The organism is Marinobacter sp. (assembly GCF_041690615.1).
In the GTDB taxonomy this organism is placed as follows: Bacteria; Pseudomonadota; Gammaproteobacteria; order Pseudomonadales; family Oleiphilaceae; genus Marinobacter.
Genome location: NZ_JAWLGY010000022.1, coordinates 38873 through 56299, shown reverse-complemented (window position 1 = coordinate 56299; position 17427 = coordinate 38873). Strand labels below are relative to the sequence as shown.

At 60.5% G+C, this 17427-nt stretch carries 14 protein-coding genes; 4 read left to right on the top strand and 10 right to left on the bottom strand.

The window, feature by feature from the left end; all coding sequences use genetic code 11:
* The 8 genes from ACESMZ_RS14525 to ACESMZ_RS14490 all read right to left on the bottom strand — a co-directional run.
* Positions 1 to 1206, bottom strand: a 1206-nt coding sequence (locus ACESMZ_RS14525) for an AAA family ATPase (RefSeq protein WP_372958714.1), incomplete at its 3' end; no start/stop codon positions are given.
* A 33-nt stretch (positions 1207 to 1239) separates the two neighbouring features.
* A complete protein-coding gene (gene aroB, locus ACESMZ_RS14520; protein WP_372958715.1) occupies positions 1240 to 2328 on the bottom strand; it encodes a 3-dehydroquinate synthase in 1089 nt (362 codons plus the stop codon).
* Positions 2321 to 2887 carry a shikimate kinase AroK gene (aroK, locus tag ACESMZ_RS14515; RefSeq protein WP_372958716.1) on the bottom strand — a complete coding sequence of 189 codons (567 nt, stop codon included), beginning with the start codon at positions 2885 to 2887 and terminating at the stop codon, positions 2321 to 2323. Before aroK ends, aroB begins: the two co-directional genes overlap by 8 nt.
* A 96-nt stretch (positions 2888 to 2983) precedes the next feature.
* Positions 2984 to 5059, bottom strand: a complete 2076-nt coding sequence (gene pilQ, locus ACESMZ_RS14510) for a type IV pilus secretin PilQ (RefSeq protein WP_372958717.1) — start codon at positions 5057 to 5059, stop codon at positions 2984 to 2986.
* 68 nt (positions 5060 to 5127) lie between these two features.
* Positions 5128 to 5673, bottom strand: coding sequence for a pilus assembly protein PilP (locus ACESMZ_RS14505; RefSeq protein WP_372958718.1), 546 nt, complete (start codon positions 5671 to 5673; stop codon positions 5128 to 5130).
* A 2-nt stretch (positions 5674 to 5675) separates the two neighbouring features.
* Positions 5676 to 6287 (bottom strand): type 4a pilus biogenesis protein PilO, encoded by a 612-nt coding sequence (locus ACESMZ_RS14500; RefSeq protein ID WP_372958719.1) that lies wholly within the window; start codon positions 6285 to 6287, stop codon positions 5676 to 5678.
* Positions 6284 to 6850 (bottom strand): PilN domain-containing protein, encoded by a 567-nt coding sequence (locus tag ACESMZ_RS14495; RefSeq protein ID WP_372958720.1) that lies wholly within the window; start codon positions 6848 to 6850, stop codon positions 6284 to 6286. The genes ACESMZ_RS14500 and ACESMZ_RS14495 overlap by 4 nt, the downstream gene beginning before the upstream one ends.
* Positions 6850 to 7914: a pilus assembly protein PilM gene (locus ACESMZ_RS14490; protein WP_372958721.1), complete on the bottom strand. Its 1065-nt coding sequence runs from the start codon at positions 7912 to 7914 to the stop codon at positions 6850 to 6852. Before ACESMZ_RS14490 ends, ACESMZ_RS14495 begins: the two co-directional genes overlap by 1 nt.
* A gap of 277 nt (positions 7915 to 8191) precedes the next feature.
* Between ACESMZ_RS14490 and ACESMZ_RS14485 the strand changes: the two genes are divergently transcribed.
* Complete coding sequence (locus tag ACESMZ_RS14485) at positions 8192 to 10675, top strand: penicillin-binding protein 1A (protein WP_372972844.1); 2484 nt, start codon at positions 8192 to 8194, stop codon at positions 10673 to 10675.
* 146 nt (positions 10676 to 10821) lie between these two features.
* Here the strand turns inward: ACESMZ_RS14485 and ACESMZ_RS14480 are convergent, their stop codons facing one another.
* Together ACESMZ_RS14480 and rpmE are read right to left on the bottom strand one after the other, a co-directional pair.
* Positions 10822 to 12087 carry a malic enzyme-like NAD(P)-binding protein gene (locus ACESMZ_RS14480; protein WP_372958722.1) on the bottom strand — a complete coding sequence of 422 codons (1266 nt, stop codon included), beginning with the start codon at positions 12085 to 12087 and terminating at the stop codon, positions 10822 to 10824.
* 228 nt (positions 12088 to 12315) lie between these two features.
* The gene (gene rpmE, locus ACESMZ_RS14475; RefSeq protein WP_372972842.1) at positions 12316 to 12537 is read right to left on the bottom strand and encodes a 50S ribosomal protein L31; all 222 of its coding nucleotides are present in this window, start codon (positions 12535 to 12537) and stop codon (positions 12316 to 12318) included.
* Positions 12538 to 12760: 223 nt separating this feature from the next.
* Here rpmE and ACESMZ_RS14470 point away from each other — a divergent pair, with 223 nt between their 5' ends.
* The 3 genes from ACESMZ_RS14470 to ACESMZ_RS14460 all read left to right on the top strand — a co-directional run bounded on the left by ACESMZ_RS14470 (position 12761) and on the right by ACESMZ_RS14460 (position 17426).
* Complete coding sequence (locus ACESMZ_RS14470; RefSeq protein WP_372972841.1) at positions 12761 to 14935, top strand: primosomal protein N'; 2175 nt, start codon at positions 12761 to 12763, stop codon at positions 14933 to 14935.
* A gap of 130 nt (positions 14936 to 15065) precedes the next feature.
* Complete coding sequence (gene argS / locus ACESMZ_RS14465; RefSeq protein WP_372972840.1) at positions 15066 to 16754, top strand: arginine--tRNA ligase; 1689 nt, start codon at positions 15066 to 15068, stop codon at positions 16752 to 16754.
* Positions 16755 to 16928: 174 nt separating this feature from the next.
* On the top strand, positions 16929 to 17426 hold the full coding sequence (locus ACESMZ_RS14460) for an SPOR domain-containing protein (RefSeq protein WP_372972839.1): 498 nt from the start codon (positions 16929 to 16931) through the stop codon (positions 17424 to 17426).
* Position 17427: the final 1 nt, after the last annotated feature.

Here is a 17427-nt window from a genome sequence, read left to right as displayed (position 1 = left end):
TGGCTCTGGCTCTGGCTCTGGCTCTGGCTCTGGCTCTGGCTCTGGCTCTGGCTCTGGCTCTGGCTCTGGCTCTGGCTCTGGCTCTGGCTCTGGCTCTGGAACAGTCAACGGATCCGCGTCAGACATATCAACCGGACCAGTATCAGACGGGGCATCAACAGGCAGGGCCACCAGTGGAGCATCCGAGCTTACAGGGTCTTGCGCACGGGGTTCCGGGTCAGGCTCCCTTTCCGGGTTATCCGGGCCAACCGTGACGATAGCCCGGGCCGGGGCCGGCTCACTGGCGGACAGATCGTCAGCCTGTCGGACGCTGGTATTGTCATAGCGGGTAGAGACAAACCACCAGGATGCTCCCAGCAGGATGGCTGCAAGTGCGACCCAGCGAAGAGACGACAATCCTCCCTTGCCGGATGCAGATGCGCGGCCACTGACCGATGCCATATCCATCCAGACCGCAGGCGCGATACGCTGCAACCGCCCCGGACTGCCCTGACTGAGAACCAGTAACTGGTTGAGACGCCGGCCCGACAGCAACTCTTCTGGCTTGCCACCGGCACGGACGATTCTTGGCTCGAGGTATTGCCGGATATCATCACGATCAAAGTCCGGCAACTGGACAAGGTGGGCGCCCGCGCCACGATGATCCTGGCTCAGCTGCAGCTTCTGCTCCAGCTCCTCGCTGCCCACAAACACAGGCACCGCGGACGTTGCGCGGTTACTGTCAAGAAACGCATCCAGCAGAAGCGTTAGTGCATCGGCCGATGCCTGGTCCGCATCATCCAGCAACACAACCTGCCGGCGCCCCTTGCGGGTGGCTTCCTCTGACACGGCCATAAAGGCCCGCAACGCCTCACGCTCTGACAGCTCTGCCGGTCGATCCCGCCCGATGCCCTGGTACAATGCCCGCACCAGGGTTTCCGGGGAATCAAGTCGCCCCGACTGCAACCGCAGAAACGCCAGCCGGGCGCCCTCACTGCGCACCAACTCACCCAGCAACCGGGTCTTACCAGCCCCCCGGGCGCCCGTAAGCACCAGCGCCATATCACCAAACCCACAGAGGTGGCGCAGGGTCTCCAGCGCGTGCTGGCGCTGGGCCCCGGAATAGAACGGCACCTCCATGGCGAGGGGGTCACTGTTGAAACCGTAGCGCTCCTGCAACCGGGGGAACAGCCCTCCCCCCTCAAGGCCGGTAATGCTCTCGCTCATGTCCGGTACCACACTCCCAAAGTCAGCAACCCTTCAGTGGCAGAAAGCCGCCAGGGTATCGGCCAGGTCCGTCGGGGAAAACGCTTCGGTGACTTCCGCCTCCCCAAGGCTGCGCAGGAGGATCAGCCTCAGCTGACCCTCAACGTTTTTCTTGTCCACCGCCATCAGGCGCATGAAATCATCCGGTTTCATGCCCGACGGAGGCAGTATGGGCAAGCCTGCTGCTTTCACCAACCGCTCTACCCGATCCAGGTCAGCACTGGTCAACATCCCACCCCGACGGGAGAGCTCCGCCGCCATCACCATGCCGGCTCCCACGGCTTCACCATGCAGCCAGCTACCATAACCCGCCCAGGTTTCGATGGCGTGTCCGAAGGTGTGCCCGAGGTTGAGAATGGCACGGAGTCCGCCTTCCCGCTCGTCCTGTGCGACCACTTCGGCCTTGCAGGCACAGGACCGGCAAATGGCCTCGGTCAAAGCACCGGCATCCAGCGCCACCAGGCGTGGCATTGCCTCTTCCAGCCAGGCAAGGAACTGCGCATCCCGGATCAGCCCGTACTTGATCACTTCGGCAAGCCCCGCTGAAACCTCCCTCGGCGGCAGGCTTTGCAGGGTATCCGTATCGATCAGCACACACCGGGGCTGATGGAAGGCCCCGATCATGTTCTTGCCCAGCGGATGGTTGATACCGGTCTTGCCGCCAACAGAAGAGTCCACCTGGGACAGCAGCGTGGTAGGCATCTGGATGAAGTCCACACCCCGCTGATAGCAGGCGGCAGCAAAGCCGGTCATATCGCCAACGACACCACCACCAAGCGCCACCAGGGTCGTTTTGCGGGAGTGGGTCTTTTCCAGCAGTGCATCAAAGATACGGTTAAGTACTTCCCAGTTCTTGTGAGCCTCACCGTCCGGAAGCACCACATCATCCACCTGGCACCCGGGGAAGTTCCTGCGGGCGGCCTCCAGATACAGGGGGGCGACCGTGTCGTTGGTCACGATCATGACCCGGCTGCCCGGGGTCCAGGGCGTGAGGTCCCGGGTTCCCAGCAAGCCGGCGCCTACCAGTATCGGATAACTGCGGTCACCCAGTTCAACTTTCAGCTCCTGGACGGTATCAGTCATGGTGTCTGCCTTCTTTCCTGACCTTGCGACGTTGCCTTGGCGTACGGGGGTTGAGCCGGTTGAGGATCTGGCGCACCACCAGGCGCGGGCTTTTACGATCCGTCAGCATCACCACATCCGCCAGACTTGTATAGATTGGGTCCCGAAGTTCGAACAGCCGGCGCAGGACACCTTCCGGGTCATCGTTCTGTAACAGTGGCCGGTTGCGGTCCTTGCGGGTACGTTCGATCTGCTGATCCAGGGAAGCCTTGAGATACACCACCACCGCGTCCTGTTTCAGGAACGGATGGTTCTCCGCTTTCATCACGGCGCCGCCACCGGTGGCGAGCACGGACGCACCCACCTCGGCCAGCTCCTTCAGCATGGCGGACTCCCGTTGCCGAAAACCCTCTTCACCTTCCACATCAAAGATCCAGGGTATATCAGCACCGCAGCGTTCCTCGATCATGCGATCAGAATCCAGGAAATGATAACCCAGCTCCCGGGCCAGCTGGCGACCGATCGTGCTCTTACCCGCCCCCATGGGCCCTACCAGCACGATTCGTCTTGGTAACGGCATGTTGCTTCGACTCCCCATTGAACAGGCGGGTGAGAATAGCATAAAACACAAAAAAGCCGCCGGTGTTACGCGGCGGCTTTTCGCTGGAGGCAGGGATTAGTCGATCAGGTTGCCCCTCATGATCTTCGGCGTGATAAAGATCAGCAGTTCGCTGCGCTCGTCGATGTTTTCAGTGCGACGGAACAGTGCGCCCACGTAGGGGATGTCCCCCAGGAACGGGGTCTTGGTGACCGTTGTCGCCATTTCCGACTGGAAGATGCCGCCCAGCACGACGGTTTCGCCGTTACCCACGAGCACCTGGGTGGTGACTTCGTTGGTATTGATACTGGGGATACCGGCCGTCTCCTGGCCACGGGAGTCCTGGTTTACCCGAAGATCCATGATGATCTTGTTGTCCGGGGTGATCTGTGGAGTCACTTCCAGTGAAAGTGCTGCTTCCTTGAAAGATACTGAAGTGGCACCGCTGGAGGACGCTTCCTGGTATGGAATCTCTTCACCAGACTTGATCGTCGCTGTCTGACGATCAGCGGTAACAACCTTCGGCTGGGAAACTAACTCGGCCTTGCCGTCGCTTTCGAGCGCAGACAGTTCAAGTTCGACCAGGAAGTCAGCACCACCCAGACCAATGGCGAAGGATGAGGCACCGGCGTCGGAAACACCGAGATCTACCGCAAGAGCGTCAGGGAAAACAATCTCGTTATCGTTCCAGAGTGATTCGTTGCCTTCGAGGGATCCACTGCCGAAACGTGTGTTACTGCCATCCGGGTCAAGGTAACCACCACCCCAACGAACCCCCAGACTCTCGGCTACGTTTGTCTGGGCACGGACAATGCGGGCCTCGATGGAAACCTGGCGTACCGGGATATCCCAGGTGTTCACCAGCCGCCGGATTTCTTCCAGTTTCTCCGCAGTCTCACGCACACTGATGGTATTGGTGCGCACATCGGAGGAGATAAAGCCGCGATCAGAAATCAGCTCCTCATCCTGCTCGATCAGACCTACGATGTCTCCGGCCTTGGCATAGTTGACCTGGATAATTTCCAGCCGGACCGGCGCCAGCTCCGCAATCTGCTTGTTGGTTTCCAGTTCCAGGCGTTCCCGGGCAGCAATCTCCTCCGCCGGGGCAACCAGCAACACGTTGCCGATCTGACGCTTGTCCAGGCCCTTGGTCTTGAGGATCAGGTCCAGTGCCTGGTCCCAGGGGACGTTCTGCAGACGCAGGGTAATACTGCCGGATACCGTATCACTGGCAACCAGGTTCAGGCCGGTAAAGTCGGCGATCAACTGCAGTACCGAGCGTACCTCGATATCCTGGAAGTTCAGGGATAGCTTGTCGCCGGTATAGGGGAACTTCTCTTCACGACGGCGCTCGGCCTCTTCTTCCGTCAGCTTCTCGACACTGACGGTAAAACGGTTGCCGGACTGGTAGGCCAGGTAGTCGTAGGCGCCTTCCGGACGAATCTCGACAATGGCATCGTCACCTTCCGTGAAGGTGTCAACGCGGGTAACCGGCGTGGCAAAATCTGTCACGTCCAGGCGACGGCGAAGGTCATTGGGCACCTCGGTGGCGTCCATTACCAGTCGGATTCGACCGCCCTGCTCGTCCAGTGCCACCGGCACGCGACTGTTGGACAGGTCGATGATCACCCGGCCCTCGCCGTCGGTACCGCGGCGGAAATCAACACCGGTAATGGCATCACCGGAAACCCGGGACGAGGTCGAAACACGGGTACCCTCAGCGGCCGTTTCCAGTGCCTCGGTATCACTAGAACCGGCAGTGGCTTCGCCGGCATCACCATCTCCGATGGTGATGATCAGCTGATTCCCGGTCACTTCCGTCTCGTAGGATGCCAGCTGCACCAGGTTGAAGATCAGCCGGGTGCGGTCGTTGGTTTCCACCACCGTCATGCTCTGGGTATTACCATCTCCCAGGGGCATGTTGCGACTGTCGAGCCCGCTGACCGTATCCTTGAGATCGATGGCGATCCGTGCCGGGCGCTCGATGGTGTAACCGGAAGGTTCCGGTGGTGTGTCATCAAAACTCAGGACTACTTCGGTGCGGTCGCCAGAGAGCGAGGAAAACTCCACGTCCTGAAGCGTTGCCGCGTTGGCGATACCGGCTGCCATTGCCAGTGTCGCCGCGCTCATCCATACCGTGAATTTTCTGAACATCGCTAGCCTCGACCCCAAAACTTGTGTTTCTTGCCTGTTTCTGTGTGTATTCATGCGCGCGCCGCTCCTTAGCCTTCTTCTTCCAGGGACAGGGATCGGGGCCTTTCAACCCATCCCCCCGAACCGTTGGGCACTATTTCCAGCAGCTCAACCCGGGTTTCACTGATTCCGATGATGCGGCCATAGTTGGTACCCATGTAATTACCGTTACGCACCCGGTGAATACCGCCATCGGCGTCCTCAATGAGCGCGAACAGGTTGCCGTTTGCGCTGGTGAGCGTGCCCACCATTTCCAGCTCGGTCAGGCCATAGTTCTCGAGGACCTCTTTCGGCCGGTCGAGATCCGGCTCCACCGAGCTGTCCGGCTCCTCATCGAGCATGGTCAGCTGGACATCGATAGGCGGCTCAAAGGGCGCCCGGCGATCAGCCGCAGAATAGGTAAATGCCTCGTAGGCCTGGAACTCCGGCAGGGGCTCCACATGACCACGCGGCTTGGCGCGGGTCTCTTCCATGAAGCGATCAAGATCCGAAAAGTCGCCTCCCTGGGTGCATCCGACGAGCGCAGCCGCCAGACAGACACCCAGCCAGGCTTTCATTGCATGCTGTCTTGCCATGCTCATTCTCCAGCCCGGTAGCGGTAGGTTCTGGCGACAACCTGCATATCAAGCTGATCCGCATTACCGCTTCTTGGTGTAATGGTGAAATCGTGCAGTGTGACAATCCGGGGCAGGCCCGCAACGCTGCTGACGAAAGAGGCCAGCTCATGGTAAGAGCCGCTCACCTGGATGTTGATCGGCAGCTCGATGTAGAAGTCACGCTTCTGTTCTGCCTGCAACTGGATTTCCCTCAGGGACAGTCCGCTACCCAGCGCCGTGTTGGTGATGTCCTCCAGCAGGCCAGGTACCTCGGTGTCACTGGGTAGCTGTCGCACCAGGGCACCAAAGGTTTCTTCCATCTCGACCATCTGTTGCTTGAACACTTCCAGGTTGGCTACCTGGTAGGCCTTGCGCTCGTACTCCTGGCGCAATTCCGCCTCCTGGCGCTCTACCCGCTCGAGCTGGGCATACTGATCCTTGACGAAGAACCAGTAACCACCACCGACGATCAGGCCGACAAGGATGAGAATAACGATAAACTTGACCGGGGCCGGCCAGATACCGGCGTTATTGACGTCCAGGTCGTTGATGTCAAATTCATTCAGGCTTTTGAGAGAGTCCGACAGGCTCACTGGTTGCTCTCCTCTTCCGGCTCTGGGGTGGTCTGGCTGACCGACAGGTCGAATGCGCTGTAGCCGGCACGCTGGTTATCCGCGGCGGCCACGTTGGTCAGGTCAGGCCTGGTAAACCAGTCGGAGCGCTCAAAGTTACGCATCAGGCTGGATATACGGCTGTTGGATTCCGCCATCCCGTCAATGGCAAGCCGGTCACCCTGCTTGCTCAGCTCTGTGTAAAAGAGACCTTCGGGCAGAGTTCTGACAAGCTCATCAAATACCCGCACAATAACCGGCCGCTTGCCCTGGAGATCCTGGATAACCTCCATCCGGGCCAGCAGCTCCTCCCGCTTCTTGCGCAGTTCCTCGATTTCCCTGATCTGACTGTCCAGTTGCCGGGAAGCCGCCTCAATATAGTCGTTGCGGGATTCCTGGTAGGCGATGCGGTTATCCATATCGGTCTTCCACAGGAACACCAGGCCTGCGGCAACGATCGCTGCACCCAGCAGCGTCGCAACAAACCTTTTCTGTTTTTCTGCCCTGAGCTCTTCACGCCAGGGGCGGAGGTTGATCTTGGCCATCAGTCAAAGCTCCTCATCGCCAGTCCGCAGGCAATCATCAGCGAGGGGGCATCATTGGTGAGAGCGGATGCATTCACCCGCGAACCAACCGCCATGTCGGAGAACGGATTGGCGACAATCGTGGTGGTGGCTGTCTTTTCCTCCACCATCGCAGCAAGGCCGGCAATGGAGGCAGTACCACCAGCCAGAAGGACATAGTCCACGGCGTTGTACTGGCTGGCACCGAAGAAGAACTGGAGCGCCCGGGCCACCTGCTGTACCACCGCTTCGCGGAACGGCTCCAGCACCTCGCTCTCGTAGTCGTCCGGCAGACCGCCCTGCTTCTTGGCAAGGCCAGCTTCTTCCACAGACAGACCATAGCGGCGCTGGATCTCCTCGGTGAGCTGCTTGCCTCCGAAGATCTGCTCCCGGGTGTAGACCGTCTGGCCGCCGGCCAGCACGCTGAGTGTGGTCATGGTCGCGCCTACATCAACAATGGCCACCACCAGCTCCTCACCATGGGACTCCAGCTGGGGCTCTATCAGCGAATAGGCCCGTTCCAGGGCGTAGGCTTCCACATCGACGATCTTCGCGCTGAGCCCCGCAATATCCAGGGCATCCTCACGAATATCCACGTTCTCCTTGCGGCACGCCGCCAGCAGCACGTCGACCTGGTCAGGATTGTTTTCCGAAGGGCCCTGGACCTCGAAATCGATAGCCACTTCATCCAGGGGGTAGGGAATGTACTGGTCTGCCTCGAGGGCGATCTGGTCTTCCAGCTCGAACTCGTTGAGCCCGGCGTTCATCTGGATGACCTTGGTGATCACCGCCGACCCGGAAACCGCCACAGCCGCCTGCTTGACGCCGGTCCGGGCCTTGCTGACAACCCGCTTGATGGCGTCACCAACGGCTTCCACGTCGGTAATGTTCTTCTCTACAACTGCATTGGCCGGAAGCGGCTCGACAGCGTGGCTTTCCACCTTGTAGCGGCTGCCCTGCTTCGAGAGCTCCAGCAGCTTCACCGAACTGGAACTGATATCCACCCCCAGCACGGTACTGGACTTTTTTCCTGATAATCCGAACACGCGCTCACCTTATACCTGGACAACCTTATGCCGGGCGTAACGCCGGGCTCCGGCCGTAAAACCCTGGCCTGACTGCCTTTTACGCTATGGTTCTTGTAATACTGCGCAGCAGTTCCATTTATATGTTTTTTATGTAAGAGAATTTCCGGGCTTTTAGGTCTACAATGCCCCCTCGTTGTTTTGATAGGTTGCAGGAGTATTGACTCCATTTAACACCTAAAGCAATTTCTCAAATGATAGACTTATAGCCAACAGTTGTCAGAAAAAAATGTCCCGACTGATTACAGCATCACGCTTCTTTCTCTGGCTGGCCATTCTCGGGGTCAGCTCCGCCATGCTTGTCGCCGCCGGCTTCTATCTGCACCTGCGCCCTGAGCTTCCGGCAGTACACCAGTTACTCGATACCCGGTTGCAGACGCCACTGAGGATCTACTCATCGGACGACAAATTAATAGCAGAATTCGGTGAAAAGAGAAGGACGCCTGTCACAATCGATCAAATCCCCGAAAAACAGCTCCAGGCCTTCCTGGCGGCGGAGGATTCCCGGTTCCACGAACACTTCGGTGTTGACTTTATCGGGCTGGCCCGGGCAGTGGTAGAACTGGCCTCAACCGGCGAAATCCAGTCCGGCGGCAGCACCATCACCATGCAGGTCGCCCGCAACTATTTCCTCACCCGCGATCGCACCTTCGCGCGGAAATTCAATGAGATTCTGCTGTCCTTCCAGATCGAGAAGGAGCTGGACAAACGAACCATACTCGAGCTGTACCTGAACAAGATCTACCTGGGCAACCGGGCCTACGGCCTTGCGGCAGCATCCCAAGTGTATTATGGCAAACCGGTCAGCGAGCTGGACCTGGCACAGATGGCCATGCTTGCCGGCCTGCCCAAGGCGCCATCCGCCTACAACCCGCTGGCAAACCCGGAGCGGGCAAAGGTGCGCCGCGACTGGATCATAGGCCGCATGGAAGAGCTGGGTTACATTTCCGGAGAAGAGCGGGACGAAGCACTGGCCCGCCCGCTGACAGCGCGCTACAACTCGACCCCCACCGAAGTGAACGCGGACTACATTGCGGAGATGGCGCGGGCCGAACTGGTTGCACGCTATGGGGACTCGGCCTACAACGACGGTTTCCGGGTTACCCTGACCGCCAACAGCGCGGACCAGGAAGCCGCTACCCGGGCCCTGCAGCAGGGCCTGGAAGCCTATGACCGCCGCCACGGCTATCGCGGCCCTGTGGGCACCACCAATGAAGTGCCTGCCGACGAGGCCACCTACCGGGAAATCCTGGACTCCTACCCGAAAGTCGAGGAGCTGTACCCGGTGATCATTACCGGAGTAAGCGACGAGCAGAAGCAGGCAACGGCCTGGTCCCGCCACCTGGGCGAAGGTTTTATACCGTTCGAGACCATGACCTGGGCGCGAGCCTACCGCTCCGCCAATGCGGTCGGCCCCGAACCCGGCCGGGTATCCGATGTGCTGTCGGTGGGCGATGTCGTCTACGTGCGACGGCAGACACCCGGCGCAGCGGCGGAAACAGCCACCAACAACGAGGCCAACGACCAGGGGCCAACGCTGGCCGACAGCGAAACACCGGTGGTCGCCCCTGTCTCCATGGCACTTTCCCAGATTCCCGACGTTGAAGGCGCCCTTATCTCGCTTGAAGCCAAGAGCGGCGCCATCCGCGCACTCTCCGGCGGTTACAGCTTCAGTCAGACCAAGTACAACCGGGCCATCCAGGCGCGCCGCCAGCCCGGCTCCACATTCAAGCCCTTCATCTATCTGAAGGCCCTGGATGAGGGCATGACGCCGGCAACCATCTACAACGACGCCCCCATCGTGCAGGAAGGCAGCGAAACAGAGCCCGGCTGGCGCCCCAAGAACTCCGGTGGCGAATTCAATGGCCCCACCCGGCTACGGGAAGCCCTTTACCGCTCCAGGAACATGGTCTCGATCCGGCTGCTGCAGGACCTGGGCGTGGATGAAACCATGGCGTTTCTGGACCGACTGAAGGTGCCGACCGGCGACCTCCCCCGGGAGCTGTCACTGGCACTGGGCAGTGGGTCCCTCACTCCCATGGATATGGCGAGGGGCTTTGCTGTCATCGCCAACGGCGGCTACGACATTGAGCCCTACCTGATCCAGACCATCGAGAACAGCAAAGGCGAGGTGCTTTATGAGGCTGCTCCCGCCATCCTTTGTGACAGCGATTGCGACCGCCTGCGGGAAAACCGCCCTGACCCGATGGTTGGCTTCCCCGCCGTCCGGGTCGCGGAGCGCCTCGTGGATGAGCAGTCGGTCTACCTGCTTCACTCCATGCTGAAGGACGTCATCAAACGGGGAACAGGTACTGGCGCCCGCGCCCTGGAGCGAAACGATCTCGCCGGCAAGACGGGCACCACCAACGACCAGAAAGATGCCTGGTTCTCCGGCTTCAATCACGACATCGCAACCACTACCTGGGTAGGCTTCGACCAGCCGGAAACCCTGGGGTTCCGGGAATTCGGCAGCACGGCAGCCCTGCCTATCTGGACAGACTATATGCGCGAGGCACTTGCCGGCGCTCCGGAGTCAGAAATGCCCAGACCCGACGATATCGTGCAGGTCCGGATCGACCCCAGGACCGGCGAGCGAGCTGCGCCAGAGCAGGACAACGCCATTGAAGAGATCTTCCGCTCTGACAACGCCCCGGAAGAACGGGCGGGCAACGGTCTCAGTGGTGGCGAAGACGATGCAAACCTGCCTCGCAACTTGTTCTGAGGACAGCCCCTCCTGCTTCAACCGGCCTGCCTTATGTCCGGCCGGCTGGCCCAGTAGGACATCAGGGGCGCCAATTCCGGGCTTCACCCACAAAAAAACCGACGGCTCTCACCGTCGGTTTTTTTGTGACGCCAGGTCGCTGAAACTCAGCGAATGTCGTCCATGGACTTGAGCGGGTAATGCTCGGGATAACCCTTGCGAGCCACACCGGAGTCCACCGCAGCGCGGGCCACAGCAGCCGGCACCACTTCCAGCAGACGAACGTCCATCGGCTTGGGAATGATGTAGTCCTTGCCAAACTCGAGGCTGTCTACGTCATAGGCTTCACAGATTTCCTTGGGAACCGGCTCCTTGGCCAGTTCACGGATGGCGTGAACGGCGGCCACTTTCATCTCTTCGTTGATAGCGGTCGCACGCACGTCCAGTGCACCACGGAAGATGAACGGGAAGCCCAGTACGTTATTGACCTGGTTCGGATAGTCAGAGCGGCCAGTGGCCATGATCAGGTCGCTGCGAGCCGCCATGGCCAGTTCCGGCTTGATTTCCGGATCCGGGTTGGAGCAGGCAAACACAATCGGGTTCGGCGCCATCTTGTTCAGCTGCTCAACAGTGAACAGATCGGGGCCGGAGAGACCCAGGAACACATCCGCACCGTCAATGGCGTCATCCAGGGTACGCTTGTCGGTATCGTTGGCGAACATGGCCTTGTACTGGTTCAGGTCGTCACGACCTGAATGGATAACACCCTTGCGATCCAGCATGTAGATGTTCTCGGAGCGGACTCCACAGCTTACCAGCAGCTTCATGCAGGCGATGGCGGCAGCGCCGGCGCCCAGGCAAACCACCTTGGCCTCTTCGATCTTCTTGCCCTGAAGCTCGAGGGCATTGATCATGCCGGCTGCAGTTACGATGGCCGTACCGTGCTGGTCGTCGTGGAAGATCGGCACATCACACTTCTCGATCAGTGCACGCTCGATCTCAAAGCATTCCGGCGCCTTGATGTCTTCAAGGTTGATACCACCGAAGGTGTCGGCAATACGCTCAACGGTTTCGATGAACGCCTGGGGGCTCTCGGAATTCACTTCGATATCGAACACGTCGATACCGGCGAAGCGCTTGAACAGAACACCCTTGCCTTCCATGACCGGCTTGCTGGCCAGGGGGCCGAGATTGCCAAGGCCGAGGATAGCGGTACCATCAGAAATAACGGCTACCAGGTTACCCTTGGCAGTGTACTTGTATGCATTCTCGGGGTCCTTTGCGATCTCGCGGACCGGTTCAGCAACCCCGGGGCTGTACGCCAGCGAAAGGTCGCGGGAGGTCTGGGTCGGCTTGGTGATTTCGACACTCAGCTTACCCGGCCGCGGCTGGGCGTGATATTCAAGGGCTGCTTCTTTCAGATCTTGAGACATTGCCACTGTTCCGTTTGTCACGTTTAAAAGAGGACGTTTCGACCATCCGCGAATTGACACCCATGGGAGCCACCGCGAATGTTAGCGCGCCATTATGGACCGAACCCTGACCCCAAACAAGGGCCTGAATACGTAATACCCCTTATCGGTGCACAGATCCGGCCACAAAAAAAGCACCCCGGAGGGTGCTTTTCGGACTTCGGGGCTGCCCGGAGGGGCAGCGCGAAATCAGTCCTTCTTGCCACCGATGCGGCCACCGAAACGCTTCTGGAAGCGGTCGATGCGGCCAGCGGTATCCATCACCTTCTGCTTGCCGGTGTAGAACGGGTGACACTGGGAACAGACGTCCAGCTGAAGATCCTGGCCGTAGGTGGACCGGGTCTTGAAGGAGTTACCACAGCTGCAGGTTGCGGTAATGTCGTGATACTTGGGATGAATACCTTCTTTCATGGCGAACCTCTTACGGTCATGCCGCCACCTGGTCACCGGTAGGAAGACCGTTTCGCAACGATTTTCAATACCTTGGCGCCGGGCACCGCATGTTTGAATCCATTGGAAAGACAGGGCACAATCAACCCCGCCTGAATCAGACCGCGCATCTTACGTGCATTCGCTTCCTGACGCAAGATACGCAACGCCCGCAACACGTGCCCAGCACGGCCCCGGAGCCATCGTGAGCCAGATCGTCCGCGTTGCCCTGAACCGCCCCATCCGGCGCCTGTTCGACTATGTCGCCGCTGACAATATGCCGCTGCAGCCGGGCCAACGCGTGTCAGTTCCCTTCGGACGATACCAGGCCACCGGCCTGGTGGTTGAAACAGAGGTTACCCCTCCCGAGGGCATCGCCCTCAAACCGGTTGCCAGTGCCCTTGAGAACTGGCCGGCACTGCCAGCTGAGACGCTCGACCTGCTGGGCTGGGCCGCCAGCTACTACCAGCATCCACTGGGAGAATGCCTGTTCATGGCGCTGCCCCCGGCCCTTCGCAAGGGCCGGACCACAGAGGCTCCGGCATCGGAACAATGGTGGGCAGCAAGGCCAGATGCTGACTGCACTCAGCTCCCCGCCAACGCCCGCCGTCAGCGGCAGCTGCTTGCGCTGCTCAAGGCGAGCGACCAGGGCGTGCCCTGGGGCCATTTGAAGGAAAGGGGGTTCAGCCGGTCTCACCTGAATGCGCTGGCACAGCGGTCCCTGATCCACACCATCGAAACACCTGACCCGATGACAACCGGTCACCGGACGCCGCCCACAACGCCGGTGCTGACCCCGGCACAGAAAGAAGCCGCCCGCGATCTGCCGGGGCGCCACGGCTTCTCGGCAACCCTGCTGTATGGCATCACCGGCAGTGGCAAGACCGAGATCTACCTTCACTATTTACATCAGGAGCTGGGCACCGAGGGGCAGGCACTGGTACTCGTGCCGGAGATCAACCTCACACCCCAGACGGTGGCCCGGTTCCGCAACTACCTCGGCGATCGCATTGTGGTCTGGCACTCCTCGCTGAATGACCGGCAGCGACTGGACACCTGGCGACGGGTAAGGAACGGCGAACCGGTCATCCTGATCGGCACACGCTCCGCCGTTCTCCTACCCTTCACCAACCTGCAGGCCATCGTGGTGGATGAGGAACATGACAGCTCCTACAAACAGGGCGAGGGGTTCCGGTATTCCGCCCGGGACCTGGCGGTATTCAGGGCGCACCAGAACCGGTGTCCGGTCATTCTCGGATCGGCCACGCCATCGCTGGAGTCTCTGCATAATGCTGCTGTTGGCAAGTACCGGCAGATCAACCTTACAGAGCGGGCCGGGCCGGCCCGCCCACCCGCCATCCAGCTGCTCGACATCCGCAGCCGACCCCTCACAGGCGGACTCTCCCGGCCCGCCACCGAAGCTATCCGGGAGACACTCTCCGCCGGCCAGCAGGTGCTGATTTACATCAATCGTCGTGGCTACGCACCGGTGCTGATGTGCTTCGACTGCGGCCATATCGCCGAGTGTCCCAACTGCGACACTCGCCTGACCTATCACCGCCGGGACCGGGCCCTTCGCTGCCACCACTGTGACTACCAGCAGCCGGCCTTTCACCGGTGCCCGAAATGCAAGGGCGAGGCCTGCGAACCCGTCGGCCAGGGCACTGAACAGAGCGAAACGGTACTCGCGGAAACCTTTCCGGAGGTACCGGTCATACGCATCGACCGGGACAGCACCCAGCGCAAGGGCAGCATCCAGAACATTCTGGACCAGGTTAACAGCGGCGAACCCTGCATTCTGGTGGGCACCCAGATGGTGGCCAAGGGCCACGACTTTCCCAATGTCACCCTGGTCGTGGTGGTCAATGCAGACGGCGGCCTGTTCAGCGTCGATTTTCGCGCGCCGGAACAGATGGTGCAGAGTCTGCTTCAGGTCAGCGGCCGGGCTGGCCGTGGTGAAAAACCGGGGCGGGTGCTGATCCAGACCTGCCACAGCGATCACCCCCTGCTCATCACCCTGGCGAAGGGCGATTACCTGACACTTGCCCGACAGCTCCTCACGGAAAGGCAACAGGGCGCCCTGCCCCCTTACCGGGCCATGGCCATTGTCAGGGCCGAAGCACCCACTATGGAGGCAGCACTGGCATTTCTCGAAAGGGTTCGCAACCACTTGCCAGACCGTACCCTGGAAATCTGGGGCCCCCTGCCCGCCGCCCTTGCCCGCAAAGCCGGCCGGCACCGGGCGCAGCTGGTGCTGCAATCAGAACGTCGCAGCCATCTCAACCGTGCACTCACCGGCCTGTGCCAGCAACTGGAGCAATACCGCCAGCCGGGCAACCTGCGCTGGGTGGTGGATGTGGATCCGCTGGAAACCGGATGACAGAAGCCGGGTGATTTTGCCAAGGCCAGCCCTTTCCGGGATAATACCCGCCCTCAAACCCTGTGCGTCTTTTGATCAGGCCAGCTGATCAGAGCAACACCACATCCCGAACCAAGGGTCACCGGATAGCATGAAAAACACCGTAACCGAACTCCTCGGCGCGGCACTGGCCGCCCTCCAGTCAGAGGGCACCCTGCCCGCCGACCAGTCCTTTACGCCGCAAGTTGGTAACACCAGGGACAAGGCCCACGGCGATTACGCCTGTAATATCGCCCTGGTAGCCGCCAAGGCTGCCGGCTGTCCGCCACGAAAGCTGGCCGAGGCGCTGGTAGAGCGTCTGCCGGAAAGCCCGGCTGTAGCGAAGGTGGAAATTGCCGGACCGGGGTTTATCAACTTTTTCATGACCGCCGAGAGCGCCGTCAGCATTGCCGGTGAGGTTTTGCGCCAGGGCGCCGGGTTTGGCCGCAATAACGATGCTCAGGGCGAAAAGGTGCAGGTGGAATTTGTGTCGGCCAACCCCACCGGCCCCCTGCATGTGGGCCATGGCCGCGGAGCAGCCATCGGCGACAGCCTGTGCCGCCTGCTGGAAGCCAACGGTTACCATGTGACCCGTGAGTTCTACTATAACGACGCCGGTGCGCAGATCGACAACCTGGCGCGCTCGGTCCAGGCCAGGGCCAAGGGGCTGGGACCGGAAGACGCATCCTGGCCAGAAGACGGCTACCGGGGCGATTACATCAGCGACGTAGCCGAGGCCTACCTGAAAGGTGAGACTGTTACCGCCGACGACCGGGGTGTCACGGGAAAGGCCGACCCGGACGACATGGCCGCGATCCGCGAATTCGCCGTGGCCTACCTGCGCCGGGAGCAGGACCTGGACCTGAAAGCCTTCGGTGTGGAATTTGATGTCTACTTCCTGGAGTCCTCCCTGTACCGGGACGGCAAGGTGGAGGCCACCGTCGAGCGCCTGAAGGAAAACGGCTATACCTACGAGCAGGACGGCGCCATGTGGCTGCGCACCACCGAGTTTGGTGACGACAAGGACCGGGTGATGCGCAAGAAAGACGGGGGTTACACTTACTTCCTGCCGGATGTCGCCTACCACCTGGACAAGTGGCAGCGGGGTTTTACCACCGTCATTAACGAACAGGGTGCCGATCACCACTCCACCGTGACGCGGGTGCGTGCAGGGCTACAGGCCCTCAGGGCCGGCATACCCCCGGGCTGGCCAGATTACGTACTGCACCAGATGGTGATGGTGACCCGATCCGGTCAGGAGGTGAAGATCTCCAAGCGCGCCGGCAGCTACGTTACCGTGCGGGACCTCATCGACGAGGTAGGCCGTGATGCCACCCGCTTCTTCCTGGCGGCCCGTCGGGTGGATTCCCAGCTGACCTTTGATATCGACCTGGCCCGCTCCCAGACCAACGAAAATCCGGTCTATTACATTCAGTATGCCCACGCCCGCATCTGCAGCGTGCTGCGCAAGCTGGCCGAAGAGCACGGCATCAGGCGCGGCTTCAACGAGGTAGCCGGCGACCTGTCCCTGCTGAACCTGGATGAAGAAAAGGAGCTGGCCAACCAGCTGGCCAAATACCCGGAACTGATCCGCAATGCAGCAGCCGCCCGGGAGCCCCATCACCTGACCCACTATCTCCGGGAGCTGGCCGGCCAGTTCCACACCTACTACAACGCCCACAAGGCACTGGTAGACGATGCCGAACTTCGTGACGCCCGCCTGACCCTGTATCTGGCGGTGAGACAGGTAATTGCCAACGGCCTGGACCTGTTGGGTATCAGCGCGCCGGAAGAAATGTAACCGGCTGGAGATCGGGAATTGGCCAGGGATTACGCCCGCAAGCAGTCCTCCGGAAAGGGGGCGGTGAACAGTGCACCGCCGCCGCGGAAGACCCCTGCGCGGGCGGAAAAGTCAAAGCCCCGGAAGTCCCCCGGCCGCCCGGCGGCCGCCCGTAAACAAAGCGGAGGATTGTCTGTGCGCTGGATTCTGTCACTGGCTGCAGTCGGTGTTTTTATCGGTTTTATTGTTTACCTCAACACCCTGGAACCGGTGGATGGCACTACGCCTGAGCAACAGCAACCCGCGGTGACCGGGCCGGAGAAGCCCGCGAAAAGCAAGGCAGAGCCGAAAGCCGACCAGGAACCGAAGTTCAAGTTCTACGACATGTTGCCAGAGTCGGAGGTCGTCCCTCCCACCGTTGAGGAATACACCCCGAGCCCTGCAAACCAGGATTTCCGCTACCTGGTTCAGGCCGGTTCCTTCCGCACCGCCGAGGACGCTGAACGCCAGCGCGCCCAGATTGCCTTCCAGGGCCTCCAGACCCGGGTGTCACAGATTGAAACCAGTGAAGGCAAAACCTGGTACCGGGTCAACGTCGGCCCCTTCGACAGTCGCAGCCAGATGAACTCGGCAGTAGACAAACTGGTGGCCATCAATATCCAGCCGCTGGTACGGAAGATTCCGAAGGAGTGAC

Bases quoted from the DNA above. Each gene is read 5' to 3' on its own strand.
- aroB (WP_372958715.1), bottom strand. From the start codon at position 2,328: ATGACTGATACCGTCCAGGAGCTGAAAGTTGAACTGGGTGACCGCAGT.
- aroK (WP_372958716.1), bottom strand. From the start codon at position 2,887: ATGCCGTTACCAAGACGAATCGTGCTGGTAGGGCCCATGGGGGCGGGT.
- pilQ (WP_372958717.1), bottom strand. From the start codon at position 5,059: ATGTTCAGAAAATTCACGGTATGGATGAGCGCGGCGACACTGGCAATG.
- ACESMZ_RS14505 (WP_372958718.1), bottom strand. From the start codon at position 5,673: ATGGCAAGACAGCATGCAATGAAAGCCTGGCTGGGTGTCTGTCTGGCG.
- ACESMZ_RS14495 (WP_372958720.1), bottom strand. From the start codon at position 6,850: ATGGCCAAGATCAACCTCCGCCCCTGGCGTGAAGAGCTCAGGGCAGAA.
- ACESMZ_RS14480 (WP_372958722.1), bottom strand. From the start codon at position 12,087: ATGTCTCAAGATCTGAAAGAAGCAGCCCTTGAATATCACGCCCAGCCG.
- rpmE (WP_372972842.1), bottom strand. From the start codon at position 12,537: ATGAAAGAAGGTATTCATCCCAAGTATCACGACATTACCGCAACCTGC.
- argS (WP_372972840.1), top strand. From the start codon at position 15,066: ATGAAAAACACCGTAACCGAACTCCTCGGCGCGGCACTGGCCGCCCTC.